Below are 19,697 nucleotides of genomic sequence, written 5' to 3'. Positions count from 1 at the left end.
AATATTGCATGAAGCATAACATGGATGAATTATCTCAGCAGGAACGTGATGTTCTGGTGTGCCCATAGAATCCTGCTGTGTTCAAAATACAGAAGGAGTCTATGAGCTGGGAGCTTCACTCAGACCGGGGGTTCAAAGAAACTCGACAATATCATCGTCGTTTGGCTTACCGCCGCTGAGAGCCTCATCGAAATAGTGCTTCGGCACGGTATAACGCAGGTGATCGAGCGCAATCTGAATGCTGCGCTCATCAATTGCATGGCCCAAATCGTCAATCACATCCAGCGTCACATCACCGCCCAGTTGCATTAACTGTTCGTAAGCATCAAAGGCATGCTTCACATCAATCACTTTATCAACGTCACCATGAATCAAATGAATAGTGGTTGAAGTTGTGGCACTTTGCGGAAGTTGTGCATAACGGCCATTAAAAGCTACCACGCGAGAAGCCAGTTCTGACTGTACTTTCACTCCTTCAAGCGCCATGATCGCCCCTTGCGAGAAACCAATCAGAGCTGTGGCATTCGCAGGAACGCCACTGTCTTTTTGCAAGTCACGCACCACCTGGACAAATGTTGGCATGATGGCATCAACTCGTGCCTGGCGGTTTTCTTCCGTGACTCCCGCAACGGAAAACCACTCACGGCCTTGATACGGACCGCTGGGTGCCGGGCCACCTACGCTGACCACCAGCGCATCGGGGAAATGTGGCGCAAACCAGCTACCAATTTCCCCCATTGCTACCGGATTATCGCCAACACCATGAAATAACAGAATCAGTTGCTTAGCCGGGGTGGCAGGGCTTTGAACTACAAAATGGTCGTGTTTCATGGTGTTCTCCTTTAGTTTCTGGAGATGACTATACGCCGGGATTCCATGATGACCATACTGTTTGACTGAACGAGTTAGTGGAAAAATTGCAATTGTAAAAGCGTATTTTTCAGCTCAATGCACTGTTGCTCATCAAGTTTTTCCAGCGCCTTTTGCACTTCCTGCCGCATCGCAATTAACAATGCTTTGCGTCCGGAAATGCGTAATTGCTGGCAAAGAAACTCAACACTTAAACGCTGTTGTACCCGGCCACGTAGTGCGTTAAGGGGTAAATCGCTGGTTAGCAACAAACGGTTCAGAGAGCCCAGACAGGCCTCCACAGGGCGATGTCCAAAGGCAAATCCTGCCAACTCCAGCCAGTCATCACTGTTTAGCGCAGCCTTTTCATCAGGAATAACAGGTAAGGATTGGTCAATCCACGGTTGCAGCCACTTAATATCGCGCTGTAGCCTCTGCTGCTCATGACCAGTCAAAGCTTCACCTTGCTCGGTTAACGGCAATAACGCCATCGCCGTATAGCAGCCACTACTGGCCTCCCGGTGACTACCTACGCGCACCAACCGGAAGCCACAGCTTTCCCAAAAGCGCCATAACTCGTTAGTAAAACCAAAACTCACCGAAAGATAATCAGCAACAAACATTGCATGATCTTTCACTTTGGCAATCATCTGTTGGCCGCTTTGCTGACGCTGGCGCAGAGGATGCACAGCAATACGGCTGACGCGCAATCCTTTAAGTGTCGCAGCTAATGGACTACCGCCATGTGCTGCCAGCGATTGCGCCACTAAATTACCACGTGGACGCCGAAATCCGGCCCACACCGCTCGACTGAGATCCTCATGAAGCCCACCCTCCTCCACAAGCCAGGTTGCTCCAATCGTTTCTCCACGACTGATTGCAGCAATAAAATGCTGCCCCGGAGCATCCAGCATTCGACGCCAGTCCAGTGGTGAAGTGCGGTAATGCGCGCCAGACAGTAAGCGGTACATCTGTTGTAGTTGTTGCGATGGTTGTAACTCGCTGTCGCGTTCAATGACCTGCAAAGAAATCGTACCTTGCGGGGCTGTCGTTATGTCGATTTCATCAAATAGCAAAACCGCGTCGATTAACTTTTCCAGCGGATCATTTGCAGCCCAACGGATGGGTGTTGAAAGAGTGTAGCGCGTCAGTGCGTCGAGACTTGCGCAGAACTTGAGTACAAACCCGCGCCCTGTCCCTTCATAACCCTGAACCGTGGTGGTGAGTAAAGCCCGCGGGAAATGGGATATTAGTTGGCGTAGCTGGGGTGCCGGAAGCGCTGCGGCTTCATCAATGATGAGCCAGTCGGCCTGAAATGCATCGGGGTTGGCAAGCAGTGCGTCAGGTGCGACAAAATTGAAACGCTCGCCTGCATGCTCAGCGAGCACATCCGTCGCCGCTTTTCCCGGAGCGGTTACCAGCCCTTTGACTGGAATCCTTTGCAATAACATCCCCGCCAGCGCAGATTTACCACGCCCGCGGGGAGCAGTCACCACCGCAACGCCCGCAGGCATATTCAAAAGCTTATCCAGAATAGCGGCCTGCTCTGCAAAAGGTGCACCATTGGCTGCATGCCATTGTGGACGTGGCGAGAAAGCAGGGATTTGCAGCGGCTGATACTGCTGCCAGAGCACGCATTCGCTATCTGCACAGATACAGTGCTGTAGATGAGCGATAAAATGCGGAGTTGGAATCGCTTCCGGCTGCTCACTCCAGCGGCTTGAATCGCAATCCGGCTGCATCGGCCAATTGTCCCAGTCGGGAACCAGCAGAACCAACCAACTGCCCGCTTTAAGCGTTCCCGCGAGGGCTGCCAGCGCTTCAGCATCAAGCCCTTCTCTTGCATCAAAGACCGCATGGAGAAACTCACGGCCCAATAGAGTGCGCATTGCCGACGTTGCACAATGAAGCGGCAATTCCGGGGCTGCACCAACCCATAGCCAGTCACCGGGTAATTGCCGGGTAAGAGATTGTACTTGCTGACTACTCCAGGTTTTCTCACCCGCCATGATAATCATACGGCGAATACCAGCATCAGCCATACTGGCGGTTGCTTGCCTTAGCAGCTCCATGGCTTGCGTCCTTGTCACATCTCGTTATTTGGCGGTATTACCGAAGGTATTGCACTGCGCCGGGTCACCGCTATCGAAACCGCGTTTGAACCAGGTATAGCGCTGTTCTGAAGTACCATGGGTGAAGCTGTCGGGAACAACGCGTCCCTGACTCTGTTGTTGCAGTTTATCATCGCCAATCGCTTCAGCTGCATTCAACGCTTCCTGCAAATCTCCGGCATCCAACACTTCTTGTTTTTGCATGCTGTTGCCCCAGACACCCGCAAAGCAATCGGCCTGCAATTCCATTTTTACAGAAAGACGATTGCCCTCCGCCTGGCTTACGCCCTGCTGGAGCTGGCGGACTTTAGGTTCAATCCCTAACAATTTCAGCACGTGGTGGCCGACTTCATGAGCAATGACGTAGCCTTGAGCGAAATCACCATCAGCGCCCAGTTTGCTTTTCATTTCATCGTAGAAAGAGAGATCGATATACACCGTGCTGTCAGCCGGGCAGTAGAAAGGCCCCATGATTGACTGACCTGTGCCACAGCCAGTACGTGTACTGCCACGGTACATCACCAGTTTTGGTGGCTGATAAGTGCGCCCCATCTTCTGGAAAACTTCTCCCCAGGAGTCCTCGGTCGTTGCCAGAATAACCCGGGTAAATTTAGCGGCCTCATCATCGTTAGGGCTAATGGAACGTTGCGTAGATTGCTGTTGCGGAACGGGCTGCCCACCGAGCATTGAAGTGAGATCGACACCATAATAGCTCGCCACAACGACCACTATTAATAAGATGATACCGCCTTTACCGCCAGGTAAGCGGAATCCACCACCGCCGCCGCCCCCGAAGCTTGGGCCAGAAGAGTTGTTTCGTCTGTCTTCAACATTGTCGCTTTCGCGACGACCTTGCCAGCGCATAGTCGACCTCATTATTCATAACTTGTAATAAGTAGATCGTAGGTGGTTAATTCCAGGATTACCATAGGAAACAAGATGTGAAAAAGCCGGATGTAAAACACATCCGGCTTTAAAGGAAATCTTGCTGTAATACCTAAAATAATTCGAGTTGCAGTAATGCGGCTACGCCACTGCTGCTCGAAGTATGACGGGTAAACTTAGTCTAATTGAACGCCAAGACGACGAGCGACTTCTTCATAAGCTTCAATCAGGCCACCAAGGCTCTGGCGGAAACGGTCTTTGTCCATCTTGTCGAGCGTTTCTTTGTCCCAAAGACGGCTACCGTCTGGGGAAAACTCATCACCCAGTACAACCTCGCCGTTGAACAAACCAAATTCCAGCTTGAAATCGACCAGGATCAGACCCGCGTCATCAAACAGTTTGCTCAGAACATCGTTAGCTTTGTAGCTCAACTCACGCATACGAGCCAAATTCTCTTTGTTCACCCAACCAAAGGTTTCACAGTAAGATTCGTTGACCATCGGGTCATGCATCGCATCGTTTTTCAGGAACAGGTCAAACAGCGGTGGATTTAGCTCAATGCCTTCTTCAATACCGAGGCGTTTAACCAGTGAGCCCGCCGCGCGGTTACGAATTACACACTCAACCGGCACCATATCCAGCTTTTTCACCAGCACTTCGTTGTCGGAGAGCAGAGCTTCCATTTGCGTAGGAATGCCCGCCTCTTCCAGTTTAGTCATAATGAAATGGTTGAACTTATTGTTCACCATGCCTTTACGGTCAAACTGTTCAATACGAGCACCGTCTCCTGCTGAAGTATCATTGCGGAATTCGAGCACCAACAGATCCGGATTTTCCGTGCTGTATACGGTTTTCGCTTTGCCACGATACAACTCAGCTTGCTTTTGCATCTTTCTTACTCCAGGTGTGATTTAACTAAAAATTCCGCTATCTGTGTCTACGCACACGTTTGCGTAGCCTAACAGAAAAAAGGCCAGAGAGCTCTGGCCTTTAAAATGTTACTTGCTGAATGCTGCCTGGAATGCAGCTACCAGAGCATCGTTCTGAGACTGCGTCAGCGTGTGACCTTTCGGATCGATGAACTGCAGACTACTGCGGTTATCGAGGTCGCCCACTTGCAGTTTATAATCGCCACTGGACAGACCCGGGTCTTTCGCCCCTAAATCTTGCCATGCGCTGTCAGACAATGGTTTGTAAGTTACAGCCATGCTGCCTGTTGAACGCGTAGAGTCGGTGACTTTCATGCCCACTTTCTCAAGCGTTGCCGGTAAACGGTTCCATACGACGTTGAATGGACCACGCACCACCAGCATTGGCAGGCCAGTGTCGTCAGCGGCACTTTGAACATCAAGCTGCGTTGCTGCACGACTTTCTTTCGCGTTTTGCAGATCGGTCTGGGTTTTATCCAGTGCCGCACTGATGCTGTTAAGCATTTCTGCACTATAACGTTGCATAGATGCCGCGTCAGAAATTGGCTTGCCAGCCTGTTCCAGATTCAGCAGCTTAACCACCACAGCTTGTTGATAGCCCTGAGGTTTCACACTGATTTGATAGCGCCCACGGTACTGCTGATCTTCATCAGCACGGTTCCATTGGACCCAGTCAGTGGTCAGCGTTTGGCTTGCGTCATCACGTTTATCAATACCGTAATTTTTCGCCTGTACAGCGCTTACGACCTGTGGCCACAGCGTTGCACTACGCGCACTTTCAACCATCAGAGTTGCGGTGTCCCCAGTAAACTGAGTACGTGCGCCACTGACCAATGCCAGAGGTTGAGCTGGCGGACGGATATCCAGCTGTTTGCCTACTGCGCCGCTGCCGTTGGTGACCGGAATATTGTATTCACCATTCTGCACCGGCAGGATCATCCCCGCCGGGGAGTGGATTTCCGCGAGGGGTGCTGCATCCAGATAGGATTCATCACCACTAACCTGGCGCTTATAACGCTGGTCGGTGCTACATGCTGCTAACAGCATGGCTAACGAAACCACTGCAACTTTCGCCACCGTCGACTTCTGTACTGAGTAAGCCATCAAATCTCCCTAAACTTTACAGCAAACCGGCATGCTTGAGCGCGCTAACAATCACCGGACGACTGGCTTCAGTCAGCGGTGTCATTGGCAGGCGTAAGGTATCGGTCGCCACAAGTCCCAACTCTCTACAAGCCCATTTGACCGGGATAGGATTGGGTTCAACAAATAATTTATTGTGCAGCGGCATCAAACGTTCGTTGATAACGCGCGCTTGCGCATATTGCCCATTGGCGGCCAGTTTACACACTTCTGCCATTTCTCGCGCGGCTACGTTTGCCGTCACAGAAATCACACCGTGGCCACCCAATTGCATAAAGTCCAGCGCACTCGCGTCATCGCCGCTAACCAGGATGAAGTCATCTTCAACCAGCTCTTTGATCTGGTTTACTCGTGTTAAGTTCCCGGTAGCTTCTTTGATACCAATAATATTTTTAATCTTCGCCAAACGGCCTACTGTTTCAGGCAGCATGTCGCAACCGGTACGAGATGGCACATTGTACAGCATCTGCGGCAGGTCGGTGCTTCCGGCGATTGCTTTGAAGTGCTGATATAGCCCTTCCTGGGTTGGGCGGTTGTAGTATGGAGTTACCGTCAGGCAGCCCACAATTCCGCTGTTTTCAAAACGCTTTGTCAGCGAGATAGCTTCAGAGGTGGCATTCGCGCCAGTCCCTGCGATAACCGGAATACGGCCATCGGCCAGTTCCAGCGTCATCAGTACCACATCACCGTGCTCGTCATGGCTCAACGTAGCAGACTCTCCGGTAGTACCTACCGAGACAATCGCCGAGGTCCCGCTGGCGACATGGTAATCAATCAGTTTTTTCAGGCTTGACCGGCAGACATTACCTTTCTCATCCATCGGCGTCACAAGCGCGACAATACTTCCAGTGAACATTGGCCATCCTCTGTGCTAACAAGTGTCTCAATGGTACGTTTGGTGCAGGATCAAAAGCAAGTCACCAGGTGACGCTACACGGTTGTACGCAACTTTTTTTATGCTTTCCTTATGATATCTCACCGATTCACAGGAAGAACACGTTTGACACTCTCACCACACCATTATTTGGTCATTACGGCCCTTGGGGCGGACAGACCTGGTATTGTTAATACCATCACCCGCCATGTGAGCAGTTGCGGCTGTAATATTGAAGACAGTCGCCTCGCTATGCTCGGTGAAGAGTTCACGTTTATCATGCTGCTTTCTGGCAGTTGGAATGCCATAACCCTGATTGAATCAACGCTACCGCTGAAAGGTGCTGAGCTCGATTTATTAATCGTTATGAAACGTACAGCCGCGCAAGAGCGCCCGGCAATGCCAGCAACAGTCTGGGTACAGGTAGAAGTCACCGACTCGCCTCATTTAATCGAGCGTTTCACCCATCTGTTTGATGCCCATCACATGAATATTGCGGAATTGAGTTCTCGTACCCAGCCGGCTCAGGATGGCAATCCACCCCAGCTGTATATTCAGATAACAGCTCATAGTCCGGCAGGTCAGGATGCGAATGTTATCGAAGATGAATTCAAGGTCCTCTGTACAGAACTTAAAGCACAAGGCAGTATTAACGTTGTGAATTATCCACAGCAAGATGATTAAGACGGAGAGTTGTAATGAGCCCACTGAAAGCCGGTGATAGCGCACCGAAATTTAGCTTGCCTGATCAAGACGGCGAGCAAATAAATTTAACCGACTTCCAGGGACAGCGCGTTCTGGTTTATTTCTATCCTAAAGCGATGACGCCAGGCTGCACCGTGCAAGCATGTGGCTTGCGCGACAACATGGATGCGTTGAAAAAAAGCGGTGTGGAAGTGCTGGGTATTAGCACCGACAAACCAGAGAAACTTTCACGTTTTGCTGAAAAAGAGTTACTGAACTTCACCCTGCTTTCTGATGAAGACCATCAGGTCTGCGAGCAATTTGGGGTGTGGGGCGAGAAATCTTTTATGGGCAAAACCTACGATGGCATCCACCGTATTAGCTTCCTGCTAGATGGTGAAGGGAAAGTTGAAAAAGTGTTTGATGATTTCAAAACCAGCAACCATCACGACATTGTGGTGAACTGGCTGAAAGAAAACGCTTAATAGCTACGCTAAAAATATTAAAAAAGCCGACTTCACGTCGGCTTTTTACTTTCTCTAATTTAGCTTATCGTCTATCAACACACTATCCGGCCAGGCATGCACCACCGCTTTAATCAGCGTAGCAAGTGGAATCGCGAAGAAGACGCCCCAGAATCCCCACAACCCGCCAAAAATCACAACTGACAGAATAATCACCAACGGATGCAAATTCACCGCTTCAGAGAATAACACCGGTACGAGCAAGTTACCGTCCAGCGCCTGAATGATGAGATACACCGCGAAAAGCGTCCAGAATTCAGGGCCAATGCCAAACTGGAATAACGCCACGCATACTACCGGGATTGTCACGACAAACGCGCCAATATATGGAATCAGCACAGAGAATCCGACCAGCACTGCCAGTAGCAGAGAGTAGTTCAAGCCAAAAATCACAAAACCAATATAGGTCACCACACCCACAACCAGCATTTCCAGCACTTTGCCGCGAATGTAGTTCGTAATTTGCTGATTCATCTCCAGCCATACCTGCCCCGCAAGCCCACGGTTTCGAGGTAAAACCCGGCGAACAGCATTAAGCATCTGTTCTTTGTCTTTGACGAGGAAGAACACCATCAGCGGCACTAACACCAGATAAATTGCCAGCGTTAACAGCCCAACTAATGAAGCCAGTGAATATTTCACCACTTGATCGCCCATCCCCATCATGCGCCCACGCATGTTCTCGGCGATGGCATCAATGATGCCTGCATCAACCAGTGCCGGATAACGTCTTGGCAGTGTGGCGGCATAATCAGAAAGTTTATTCAGCATTCCCGGCATGTCACGTATCAGATAGATACCCTGCTGCCAGGCAACTGGCGCAACTACCAGGACCATCAGCAGCAAAATGCCGACAAACAGCACCAATACAATCGTTGCAGCCCAGGTTCGTGAACATCCGATACGCTGAAGCCGTGCGGTTGGCCACTCCAGTAAATAAGCCAGCACAATCGCCACCAATAGCGGCGCTAACAGTCCGTGGAAGAAGAATAGAATGACAAATCCTGCAACCAGAATGACTAGCAGTGCGATAGCCTCCGGATCGCTAAACCGTCGCCGATACCACTGCAACAACATTTCAAGCATACATCCCTTCCCTGACAGTATTGTGCGAGGAGAGATTGTATCTAAATGTCACTGTAAAGACTTTGCTTTTTATGTCTGTTCAATGGCGGTTTAAAATTGTCGCAGATAAGATAGGTCTCAGTCATGCGGTGGGCTACAGTTCATCTTTGTATGCGAACAAATTCACGTAATACATGTCGAAGATTAACTTTGATTAAACAGGACAGGACGTATGTTCAAGCAGTTGAAAAAATCGCTGGTTGCAACACTGATGGCAGCTTTGCTTGCGGGTCCAGTAACTCCAGCCTTTGCGGACGTTAGCGACCAACTGCCAGATATGGGAACTTCAGCAGGTAATACTCTGTCAATTGGCCAGGAAATGCAGATGGGCGACTTTTATGTTCGTCAACTGCGAGGCAGCGCCCCATTAATCAATGACCCTTTGCTCGTGCAGTACATCAACAAACTGGGTATGCGTCTGGTTAGCCATGCCAACTCCGTTAAGACCCCTTTCCATTTCTTTCTGATCAATAACGACGAAATCAACGCCTTTGCTTTCTTCGGCGGCAATGTGGTGCTGCACTCAGCGCTATTCCGTTATGCCGATAATGAAAGCCAACTCGCCTCGGTTATGGCGCACGAAATCTCTCACGTCACACAACGTCACCTGGCGCGAGCCATGGAAGATCAGAAAAAAATGCTCCACTAACCTGGGTGGGTGCATTAGGTTCTATTTTACTGGCGATGGCCAGCCCTCAAGCGGGTATGGCAGCGTTAAGCGGAACACTCGCCGGTACACAACAGGGCATGATCAGCTTCACGCAACAAAACGAGCAGGAAGCAGACCGTATCGGTATTCAGGTGTTGCAGCGCTCCGGTTTCGATCCACAAGCGATGCCAACCTTCCTTGAGAAACTGCTCGACCAGTCGCGTTATTCATCTCGCCCACCAGAAATTTTGCTCACCCACCCATTACCTGAAAGCCGTTTAGCAGATGCACGCAACCGAGCCAACCAAATGCGGCCGGTGGTGACACAATCTTCAGAAGATTTTTACATGGCAAAAGCCCGTACGTTGGGTATGTACAACTCCGGACGTAACCAACTAACCAGTGATTTATTGGATAGCTGGTCTAAGGGAAATATTCGCGAACAACACGCGGCGGCATATGGTCGTGCGCTTCAGGCGATGGGTAGTAATAAATGGGATGAAGCCCGTAAGCTTTTACAACCACTGCTTACCGCACAACCTACAAATGCGTGGTATCTCGATTTATCTACCGATATTGACCTTGGGCAAAATAAATTCGCGGACGCTATCAATCGACTGAAAAACGCGCCTGATTTGAAACAGAACCCGGTGTTACAGCTTAACCTTGCCAACGCCTATGTTCAGGCAAAACAGCCAGAGCAGGCGGCAGCAATTCTCAATCGTTATACCTTCACTCACCCTGATGATAGCAATGCCTGGGATTTGTTAGCGCAAACCGAGGCTGATTTAGGCAATCGTGATCAAGAGCTCGCTGCACGCGCAGAGGTGATGGCACTCGTTGGGCGTCTTGACCAGGCTATTTCGCTGCTCAGTAGTGCCAGCGCTCAAGTGAAATTGGGTAGCTTGCAGCAAGCCCGTTATGATGCGCGAATCGATCAGTTCCGCGAACTGCAAAAACGCTTCCTTCCGTATTCTAAGATGTAACAGGAGTTACGATGTCTACAGCCGTTTCTATTTATCACAATCCGCGCTGCTCTAAGAGCCGTGAAACGTTAAGCCTGCTAAAAGCAAATGGCGTAGAACCCGAAGTGGTGCTGTACCTGGAAACCCCTCCGGATGCGGCAACCATCAAAATGTTGCTCAGCCAATTGGGTTTTGCCAGCGCACGCGAGTTAATGCGTCAGAAAGAGGATTTGTACAAGGAGTTGAATCTGGCAGATAGTGCATTAAGCGAAGAGCAATTGATTCAGGCGATGGTCGAAAATCCAAAGCTAATTGAGCGTCCGATAGTGCTGGCTAATGGCCAAGCCCGTATTGGCCGCCCGCCTGAGTCGGTGCTAGAAATTTTGTAGTGATAATAGCGGATGCCGCGCTGTGTATCCGCCAAACGAATTAAAGACTCAGAATCTCTTTCACAAACGGGATCGTCAGTTTACGTTGCGCCGTGATAGAAGCATGATCCAGCTGATCGAGCGTCATAAACAGCGTACGCATTTCGCGATCCAAACGTTTTAACAGGAAGCGGCCCACATCTTCTGGCAGCTCAAAACCGCGCAGTCGTGAACGCAGTTGCAGGGCCTGAAGTTTGTCTTCGTCGGAAAGCGGTTGCAGCTTATATATTTGGCCCCAGTCAAGGCGCGATGCGAGGTCGGGAAGTTGCAAATTGAGCTGGCGCGGAGGACGATCGCCGGTAATCAACAGACGGGTTTTTCCTGATTCAAGAATGCGGTTATAGAGATTAAAAATCGCCATTTCCCACAGTTCGTCGCCCGCTACACACTCGATATTGTCGATACACACAAGCGAAAGCTGTTCCATACCGTCCAATACTTCCGGGACAAACCAGGTGCGCTTATCAAGCGGCACGTAGCCAACAGCTTCGCCACGTTGTGACAGTTCCGCACAGGCGGCATGCAGCAAATGGCTGCGCCCTCCTCCCTCTCGCGACCAGAAATAGATATATCCGCTGTGATCCTGACGGAGCACGGACTGGAGTGCGGCGAGTAAAGAAGGGTTATCACCCGGCCAGAAACTCGCAAAAGTTTCGTCATCAGGCAAATAGAGTGGCAGTGATAGCTGTGCCGGCGTATTCAGAATTACCTCAACCATAACAGGCAGAAAAACGCAGAGAGTCTAACACAGAAATGAGGATCAATAGAACCGGGCGAACGCGCCGCCCGGCTTGAGGAAAAACTACGAATTTACGTCGTTTTCTTTAGCATCCAGCACCACTTCTTCCGGACGCAGCACACTGATAAGTTTAAAGATCAGGCTCAGACCTACGCCTACGATAGTCGCTAGCGCCATCCCTTTTATCTCAGCAGCACCAATGTGCACTTTTGCGCCACTCACCCCGATGATCAAGATAACGGAGGTCAGGATCAGGTTTTGAGTTTTGTTGTAATCGACTTTTGATTCGATCAGCACTCGAATACCGGATGCGCCGATCACGCCGTACAGCAGCAGAGAAACACCACCAATCACTGGAACCGGGATAATCTGGATCGCTGCGGCAAGTTTGCCTACGCAGGAAAGCAGAATCGCCAGAATCGCCGCGCCACCAATAACCCAGGTGGAATAAACACGGGTTATCGCCATAACGCCGATGTTCTCACCATAAGTGGTGTTTGGCGTCGAACCAAAGAAACCGGAGAAAATCGTCGAAATGCCGTTGGCAAACATGGAACGATGCAGGCCTGGGTCACGAAGCAAATCTTTCTTAACAATGTTTGCCGTTACCACCAGGTGACCAACGTGTTCCGCAATAACGACCAACGCCGCAGGCAGAATAGTTAAGATGGCAAACCACTCAAAACGCGGGGTATAGAAGGTTGGCAGTGCAAACCAGTGCGCGTTAATAATTGGTGTGACATCAACCACACCCATGGCGAAGGAGAGTGCATAACCCACCAGCACACCGATAAGAATCGGGATAATCGCCAGGAAGCCACGGAACAGAACTGAACCAAAGATGGTTACCCCAAGCGTAACCAGCGAAATAATGATTGTGGTTGAGTCAGGAGAAGTGCCATCAGCAGGTAGAAGACCGGCCATATTCGCAGCCACACCCGCCAGTTCAAGACCGATAACTGCCACAATCGCGCCCATCGCCGCTGGAGGGAACATCACATCCAGCCAGCCAGTACCGGCCTTTTTGACAATCAACGCCACGATACAGAACAACACGCCACACATGATAAACCCGCCCAACGCCACTTCATAACCCAGCGGCAGAAGCAGCAGCACAGGTGAAATAAACGCAAAGCTCGAACCGAGATAAGCCGGGATTTTACCTTTACAGATAAAGAGATACAGCAGTGTCCCAATCCCGTTAAACAGCAGCACCGTCGCCGGGTTAATGTGGAACAGGATTGGTACCAGAACGGTGGCACCAAACATCGCGAACAGATGTTGCAAACTTAACGGTATCGTTTGCAGCAGGGGTGGTCTTTCGCTCACTCCAATGGCGCGGCGTGTCATTGTGTTTTCCTCTGAGTATTGTTTTTAGAAATAACGGCTCGAACAAATCAAAAAAAAGCCGACTTTCGAAGTCGGCTCAATTTTTACTTAGTACCAAATATTTTGTCCCCGGCATCGCCGAGGCCCGGAATAATGTATCCGTGCTCGTTCAGACCCTGATCGATAGAAGCGGTGAACAGCTCTACGTCCGGGTGCGCTTTTTCCAGCGCGGCGATACCTTCAGGTGCTGCGACCAGAACCAACACTTTGATGCTGGTGCAACCGGCATTTTTCAGCAGGTCGATGGTCGCAATCATAGAACCGCCGGTTGCCAGCATAGGGTCAACCACCAGCGCCATACGTTCTTCAATGTTAGAAACAAGTTTCTGGAAGTAAGGAACTGGCTCCAGAGTTTCTTCATTACGGTAGATACCAACAACACTGATACGCGCACTTGGAACGTTTTCCAGCACGCCTTCCATCATGCCCAGACCGGCACGCAGAATTGGCACAACGGTAATCTTCTTACCTTTGATTTGATCAATCTCTACCGGGCCGTTCCAGCCTTCGATAGTGACTTTTTCAGTTTCCAGATCCGCCGTGGCTTCGTAAGTCAGCAAGCTGCCAACTTCTGAGGCGAGTTCACGAAAGCGTTTGGTGCTGATGTCGTTCTCACGCATCAGACCTAGCTTGTGTTTGACGAGTGGGTGTTTGACTTCCACGATCTTCATACTCTTTCTCCCAGAGATAGTTGGCCAGCACAAAAAAAATCGCCGGATTATACCGCTTTTTTAACACCGCGCCACCGCTTCGAGATCAACCAGGGTGAAATGAGTATATATCAACAATAATTGCATCCCGCTAAATAAGAGGCTCGCAAACGTTTGCCTGCACTGTTAGAATTGCGGCGTTTTTTATTTCTAACCCATCCGCGGGGACTAAGCAGTGACCGACAAAACCTCTCTTAGCTATAAAGATGCCGGTGTTGATATTGATGCTGGTAACGCTCTGGTCGATAAAATCAAAGGTGTAGTGAAAAAGACTCGCCGCCCGGAAGTCATGGGTGGGCTGGGCGGTTTCGGTGCGTTGTGCGCGTTACCTCAAAAGTATCGTGAGCCTGTGCTGGTTTCTGGCACCGACGGTGTGGGTACTAAATTACGTCTGGCGATGGATTTAAAGCGCCACGACACTATCGGCATCGATCTGGTCGCGATGTGTGTGAATGACCTGATTGTTCAAGGTGCTGAGCCGCTGTTTTTCCTTGATTATTATGCAACTGGCAAACTTGAAGTCGAAACGGCTGCGAGCGTTATTTCTGGTATTGCCGAAGGTTGTCTGCAATCTGGCTGTGCATTAGTTGGCGGTGAAACGGCTGAAATGCCAGGCATGTACCATGGCGAAGATTACGACGTTGCTGGCTTCTGTGTTGGCGTGGTCGAGAAATCTGAAATCATCGATGGTTCTAAAGTCACCGACGGTGATGTGCTGATTGCCCTGGCATCAAGTGGCCCGCATTCCAACGGTTATTCTTTGGTTCGTAAAGTGCTGGAAGTGAGCGGTACTGACCCGCTAACTACAGAGCTTGAAGGTAAACCGCTGGCAGATCATTTACTGGAACCGACTCGCATTTATGTGAAGTCCATTCTGGAATTGATTGAAAATATTGACGTTCATGCGATTGCACACCTGACCGGTGGTGGTTTCTGGGAAAATATCCCTCGCGTTCTGCCAGACAACACACAGGCGATTATTGCTGAATCTTCATGGCAGTGGCCTGCGGTATTCAACTGGTTGCAAAAAGCCGGCAATATCAGCCGTCACGAAATGTACCGCACCTTTAACTGCGGTGTCGGCATGCTGATTGTCCTGCCTGCGTCAGAAGCTGAAAAAGCGATAGAATTTTTGAACGCAAAAGGTGAAAACGCCTGGAAAATCGGTAGTATCAAAGCTTCTGATTCCTCCGAGCGCGTGGTTATTGAGTAATGAGACGTATAGTGGTGCTAATTTCCGGAAACGGAAGCAATCTTCAGGCAATTATCGATGCCTGTAAGCTGAAAAAGATTAATGCCACCGTGGCGGCTGTATTCAGTAATAAAACCGATGCCTTTGGCCTGGAACGTGCGCGTGAAGCAGAAATTCCTGCTCACGCGTTAACGGCTAGCCAATTCGCTGATCGCGCTGCGTTCGATCGTGAGTTAATACTTGAGATTGACGCCTACGCGCCGGATCTGGTGGTGCTAGCCGGTTATATGCGCATTCTTAGCCCGGAGTTTGTCGGTCATTACGCAGGGCGACTGATAAACATCCACCCTTCTCTGCTGCCAAAATATCCCGGTCTCAATACTCATAGTCAGGTGTTGGAAAACGGCGACGAGGTGCATGGAACATCCGTGCATTTTGTCACTGAAGAACTCGACGGTGGGCCGGTTATTCTGCAGGCCAAAGTACCGGTTTTTGAAGGTGATGATGAAGAAGACATCACCGCCCGCGTACAGAATCAGGAACACGCTATTTATCCGCTAGTTGTCTCCTGGTTTGTCGAAGGACGCCTGGAAATGCGTGAAAATAGCGCCTGGCTGGATGGCAACAAATTGCCACCGCAGGGTCATGCTGCAGACGAATAAAACTTAGGGGCTACGGCCCCTTTTTCACGCCTCCACCCTACAACGCTTACTAAACTTCATCATGATTTGTCATACTTTACGGCCATCGTTGGACATTCCACGGCAAAGCTCGCCATAATGACAAACGTGACGGCATTTTAACGTCCACGAAAACGGAGTGTGAGGGCTAATGGGTCAGGATAAGCTGTATATCGAAAAAGAACTGAGCTGGTTATCTTTTAACGAACGTGTGCTCCAGGAAGCAGCGGATAAAATTAACCCGCTGATTGAGAGAATGCGTTTTCTCGGCATCTATTCGAATAACCTTGATGAATTTTACAAAGTTCGTTTCGCCGAGCTAAAACGGCGCATTCTGATCAGCGAAGAACAAGGTACGGCTCCTAACTCGCGCCATTTACTCAACAAAATTCAGGCGCGTGTTCTAAAGGCCGATCAAGAGTTTGATGGGCTGTATAACGATCTGCTGCTGGAAATGGCGCGTAATCAGATCTTCTTGATCAATGAACGCCAGCTTTCCCCGAATCAGCAAAACTGGCTGCGACATTACTTTAAACACTATTTGCGCCAGCACATCACACCGATCCTGATTAACCACGACACCGATCTGGTGCAGTTTCTTAAAGATGACTACACCTATCTCGCCGTAGAGATCATTCGTGGCGATGACATTCGCTACGCGCTGCTAGAAATTCCATCAGATAAAGTACCGCGCTTTGTTAATTTGCCGCCGGAAGCACCACGCCGCCGCAAACCGATGATCCTGCTAGATAACATTTTGCGTTATTGCCTGGACGATATTTTCAAAGGCTTCTTCGATTACGATTCCTTGAACGCCTACTCAATGAAAATGACCCGCGACGCAGAATACGATCTGGTAACGGAAATGGAATCGAGCTTGCTGGAACTGATGTCATCAAGCCTGAAACAGCGTTTGACAGCTGAGCCGGTGCGTTTTGTGTATCAGCGTGATATGCCTGATGCGATGGTTGAAATGCTGCGTAACAAACTGACCATCACCAATTACGATTCCATCGTACCGGGTGGTCGCTACCATAACTTCAAAGATTTCATTAATTTTCCTAACGTCGGCAAAGCCAATTTAGTGAACAAGCCGATGCCGCGTTTGCGCCATATCTGGTTCGATAAATTCCGTAACGGCTTTGATGCAATCCGCAACCGCGACGTGCTGCTCTACTATCCGTATCACACCTTTGAGCACGTGCTGGAATTGTTGCGCCAGGCGTCGTTCGACCCGAGCGTGCTGGCGATTAAAATCAATATTTATCGCGTGGCGAAAGACTCTCGCATTATCGAGTCAATGATTCACGCCGCGCACAATGGCAAGAAAGTCACCGTGGTGGTTGAGCTGCAAGCGCGATTTGACGAAGAAGCCAATATTCACTGGGCGAAACGCCTGACCGAAGCGGGCGTGCACGTTATCTTCTCAGCCCCTGGCCTGAAGATTCACGCCAAATTATTCCTGATTTCTCGTAAAGAGGGTGAAGAGGTGGTGCGTTATGCCCACATCGGTACCGGTAACTTTAACGAGAAAACTGCACGGCTTTATACCGACTATTCGTTACTGACCTGCGATGCGCGCATCACCAACGAAGTACGCCGCGTATTTAACTTTATCGAAAACCCTTATCGCCCGGTGACATTCGAACATCTGATGGTTTCACCACAGAACTCACGCCGCCTGCTTTACGATTTGGTCGATAAAGAAATTGCTAATGCACAAAATGGCGAGCCGTCTGGCATCACGCTGAAACTGAATAACCTGGTCGATAAAGGGCTGGTAGACCGCCTGTATGCGGCTTCTAGCTCAGGTGTAAAAGTTAATCTGCTGATCCGTGGCATGTGCTCGCTTATCCCCAATTTGGACGGTATTAGCGACAATATTCGCGTAATCAGTATTGTTGACCGCTATCTCGAGCACGATCGCGTATATGTGTTTGAAAATGGCGGCGACAAAAAAGTGTTTCTTTCCTCTGCCGACTGGATGACGCGCAACATTGATTATCGCATCGAGGTGGCCGTTGCTATTCTCGACCCGCGCCTGAAACAACGGGTGCTGGATATCATTGAAATACTGTTCAGTGATACGGTAAAAGCGCGCTACATCGACAAAGAACTGAGTAATCGTTATGTGCCGCGCGGCAACCGCCGTAAGGTACGGTCGCAACTGGCGATTTACGATTACATTAAATCTCTTGAACAACCTGAATAATGCACCATGTCGACTATAAAACTATGTTGATGACAAAAACATGCCGATAAAAAAACATGCTCCACGGCCGCAAGAGTTCGCAGCGGTAGACCTTGGCTCGAACAGTTTCCACATGGTTATCGCGCGTGTGGTAGATGGCGCAATGCAAATCATTGGTCGTCTGAAACAACGTGTCCATTTAGCCGATGGTCTGAATGCTGAGAACGAGTTAAGCGAAGAAGCGATAGAGCGTGGGCTGTCGTGCCTTGCGTTATTTGCTGAACGTCTTCAGGGGTTCTCCGCGGAAAACGTCTGTATCGTGGGTACTCACAGTTTACGCCTGGCCGTAAATGCCGCAGAGTTCCTTAAGCGCGCCGAACAGGTTATCCCCTACCCGATTGAAATTATTTCAGGTAACGAAGAAGCGCGTCTGATTTTCATGGGTGTAGAACATACCCAGCCGGAAAAAGGCCGCAAACTGGTTATTGATATTGGTGGTGGCTCAACCGAACTGGTAATTGGTGAGGATTTCGAGCCAATGCTGGTCGAAAGCCGCCGCATGGGTTGTGTGAGCTTCGCACAAAACTTCTTCCCAAAAGGGAATATCAACCCGGAAAACTTTAAACGCGCTCGCCTCGCAGCTGTGCAGAAGCTGGAAAACCTCTCCTGGCAGTACCGCTTACAGGGCTGGAATGTTGCGATGGGGGCCTCTGGCACCATCAAAGCGGCGCATGAAGTGCTGGTCAACATGGGTGAAAAGGACGGGATTATCACCCCTGAACGCCTGGAAATGCTGCGTGATGAAGTGCTGAAGTATAAGAGTTTCAGCACTATGAGCCTGCCGGGATTATCGGAAGAACGTAAAGCCGTGTTTGTACCAGGCCTTGCGATTCTCTGTGGTGTTTTCGACTCGCTGGCAATTCGAGAGTTACGTCTGTCTGACGGAGCTCTGCGCGAAGGTGTTCTGTATGAAATGGAGGGTCGTTTCCGCCATCAGGATATTCGTATTCGCACCGCGCAAAGTCTGGCAAACCAGTACAATATCGACAGTGATCAGGCTAAACGTGTACTGACAACGACTGAGCATATCTATCAACAGTGGGAAGTACAAAACCCAAAACAAGCTAATCCGCAAATGGCCGCCCTGTTGAAATGGTCAGCGATGTTGCACGAGGTTGGACTGAATATTAACCATAGTGGGCTACATCGCCACTCGGCTTATATCCTGCAACACAGCAACTTGCCTGGCTTTAATCAAGAGCAACAAATGCTCATCTCTTCGCTGGTGCGCTATCACCGCAAAGCGGTAAAAATCGATGACCTGCCACGATTTACGCTGTTTAAGAAAAAGCAGTTCCTACCGCTAATTCAAATTCTGCGCCTGGGCGTGTTACTGAATAATCAACGTCAGGCAACAACCACTCCGCCGACATTGGTGTTAGAAACTGATGAGCACAAATGGACACTGCGTTTCCCACATGACTGGTTCAGCCTGAACACTTTGGTATTGCTCGATTTAGAGCGCGAACAGCAGTATTGGGATAACACACCAGGCTGGAAGCTTAAGATTGAAGAAGAAGCTAGCCCGAACACCACCGCCTGATTATTTACTCAACCAAACGCCCATCAG

At 49.9% G+C, this 19,697-nt stretch carries 17 protein-coding genes and 1 pseudogene; 8 read left to right on the top strand and 10 right to left on the bottom strand.

Features of this window, described 5'->3' with window-relative positions:
- Positions 1-132: 132 nt before the first annotated feature.
- From ypfH to dapA, 6 genes are all read right to left on the bottom strand, one after another.
- Positions 133-831, bottom strand: a complete 699-nt coding sequence (gene ypfH / locus AC0IXI_RS06575) for an esterase (RefSeq protein ID WP_413498727.1) — start codon at positions 829-831, stop codon at positions 133-135.
- A 74-nt stretch (positions 832-905) separates the two neighbouring features.
- On the bottom strand, positions 906-2,921 hold the full coding sequence (locus AC0IXI_RS06570; RefSeq protein ID WP_471682133.1) for a tRNA(Met) cytidine acetyltransferase TmcA: 2,016 nt from the start codon (positions 2,919-2,921) through the stop codon (positions 906-908).
- Positions 2,922-2,945: 24 nt separating this feature from the next.
- The gene (gene ypfJ, locus AC0IXI_RS06565) at positions 2,946-3,824 is read right to left on the bottom strand and encodes a KPN_02809 family neutral zinc metallopeptidase (protein ID WP_471682132.1); all 879 of its coding nucleotides are present in this window, start codon (positions 3,822-3,824) and stop codon (positions 2,946-2,948) included.
- Between the two features lie 197 nt (positions 3,825-4,021).
- On the bottom strand, positions 4,022-4,735 hold the full coding sequence (gene purC / locus AC0IXI_RS06560; protein WP_034459103.1) for a phosphoribosylaminoimidazolesuccinocarboxamide synthase: 714 nt from the start codon (positions 4,733-4,735) through the stop codon (positions 4,022-4,024).
- 108 nt (positions 4,736-4,843) lie between these two features.
- Positions 4,844-5,878, bottom strand: coding sequence for an outer membrane protein assembly factor BamC (gene bamC, locus AC0IXI_RS06555; protein WP_064512979.1), 1,035 nt, complete (start codon positions 5,876-5,878; stop codon positions 4,844-4,846).
- A gap of 16 nt (positions 5,879-5,894) precedes the next feature.
- Entirely contained in the window at positions 5,895-6,773 is an 879-nt protein-coding gene (gene dapA, locus AC0IXI_RS06550; protein WP_034459109.1) for a 4-hydroxy-tetrahydrodipicolinate synthase, read from the bottom strand.
- Positions 6,774-6,917: 144 nt separating this feature from the next.
- Between dapA and AC0IXI_RS06545 the strand changes: the two genes are divergently transcribed.
- Positions 6,918-7,475 (top strand): glycine cleavage system transcriptional repressor, encoded by a 558-nt coding sequence (locus tag AC0IXI_RS06545; protein ID WP_064512981.1) that lies wholly within the window; start codon positions 6,918-6,920, stop codon positions 7,473-7,475.
- Positions 7,476-7,489: 14 nt separating this feature from the next.
- A complete protein-coding gene (gene bcp / locus AC0IXI_RS06540; RefSeq protein ID WP_064512983.1) occupies positions 7,490-7,960 on the top strand; it encodes a thioredoxin-dependent thiol peroxidase in 471 nt (156 codons plus the stop codon).
- Between the two features lie 54 nt (positions 7,961-8,014).
- Here the strand turns inward: bcp and AC0IXI_RS06535 are convergent, their stop codons facing one another.
- Positions 8,015-9,085 (bottom strand): AI-2E family transporter, encoded by a 1,071-nt coding sequence (locus AC0IXI_RS06535; RefSeq protein WP_064512984.1) that lies wholly within the window; start codon positions 9,083-9,085, stop codon positions 8,015-8,017.
- A gap of 211 nt (positions 9,086-9,296) precedes the next feature.
- On the opposite strand from AC0IXI_RS06535, the pseudogene bepA reads away from it, so the two are divergent.
- Positions 9,297-10,759 (top strand): annotated as a pseudogene (gene bepA / locus AC0IXI_RS06530) (beta-barrel assembly-enhancing protease).
- An 11-nt stretch (positions 10,760-10,770) separates the two neighbouring features.
- A complete protein-coding gene (gene arsC, locus AC0IXI_RS06525; RefSeq protein ID WP_064512989.1) occupies positions 10,771-11,127 on the top strand; it encodes an arsenate reductase (glutaredoxin) in 357 nt (118 codons plus the stop codon).
- A gap of 40 nt (positions 11,128-11,167) precedes the next feature.
- Here arsC and AC0IXI_RS06520 read toward each other — a convergent pair whose 3' ends face one another.
- The 3 genes from AC0IXI_RS06520 to upp form a co-directional block, all read right to left on the bottom strand.
- Positions 11,168-11,869, bottom strand: coding sequence for a DnaA inactivator Hda (locus AC0IXI_RS06520; protein WP_226812157.1), 702 nt, complete (start codon positions 11,867-11,869; stop codon positions 11,168-11,170).
- A gap of 99 nt (positions 11,870-11,968) precedes the next feature.
- Positions 11,969-13,255, bottom strand: a complete 1,287-nt coding sequence (uraA, locus tag AC0IXI_RS06515) for a uracil permease (protein ID WP_064512992.1) — start codon at positions 13,253-13,255, stop codon at positions 11,969-11,971.
- A gap of 83 nt (positions 13,256-13,338) precedes the next feature.
- Positions 13,339-13,965: a uracil phosphoribosyltransferase gene (gene upp / locus AC0IXI_RS06510; RefSeq protein ID WP_034459132.1), complete on the bottom strand. Its 627-nt coding sequence runs from the start codon at positions 13,963-13,965 to the stop codon at positions 13,339-13,341.
- A 214-nt stretch (positions 13,966-14,179) separates the two neighbouring features.
- Between upp and purM the strand changes: the two genes are divergently transcribed.
- From purM to ppx, 4 genes are all read left to right on the top strand, one after another.
- Positions 14,180-15,217 carry a phosphoribosylformylglycinamidine cyclo-ligase gene (gene purM / locus AC0IXI_RS06505; RefSeq protein WP_471682131.1) on the top strand — a complete coding sequence of 346 codons (1,038 nt, stop codon included), beginning with the start codon at positions 14,180-14,182 and terminating at the stop codon, positions 15,215-15,217.
- Positions 15,217-15,858 carry a phosphoribosylglycinamide formyltransferase gene (gene purN / locus AC0IXI_RS06500; protein ID WP_134184986.1) on the top strand — a complete coding sequence of 214 codons (642 nt, stop codon included), beginning with the start codon at positions 15,217-15,219 and terminating at the stop codon, positions 15,856-15,858. The genes purM and purN overlap by 1 nt, the downstream gene beginning before the upstream one ends.
- A gap of 169 nt (positions 15,859-16,027) precedes the next feature.
- Positions 16,028-18,088 (top strand): polyphosphate kinase 1, encoded by a 2,061-nt coding sequence (ppk1, locus tag AC0IXI_RS06495; protein WP_134184983.1) that lies wholly within the window; start codon positions 16,028-16,030, stop codon positions 18,086-18,088.
- Between the two features lie 40 nt (positions 18,089-18,128).
- Positions 18,129-19,670 carry an exopolyphosphatase gene (ppx, locus tag AC0IXI_RS06490; protein ID WP_134184981.1) on the top strand — a complete coding sequence of 514 codons (1,542 nt, stop codon included), beginning with the start codon at positions 18,129-18,131 and terminating at the stop codon, positions 19,668-19,670.
- Positions 19,671-19,697 lie beyond the last annotated feature (27 nt).

This window comes from Buttiauxella sp. AC038 (assembly GCF_979253565.1).
Note: the sequence above shows the minus strand (reverse complement) of the source record. Positions and strands in the feature narration are given on the sequence as shown.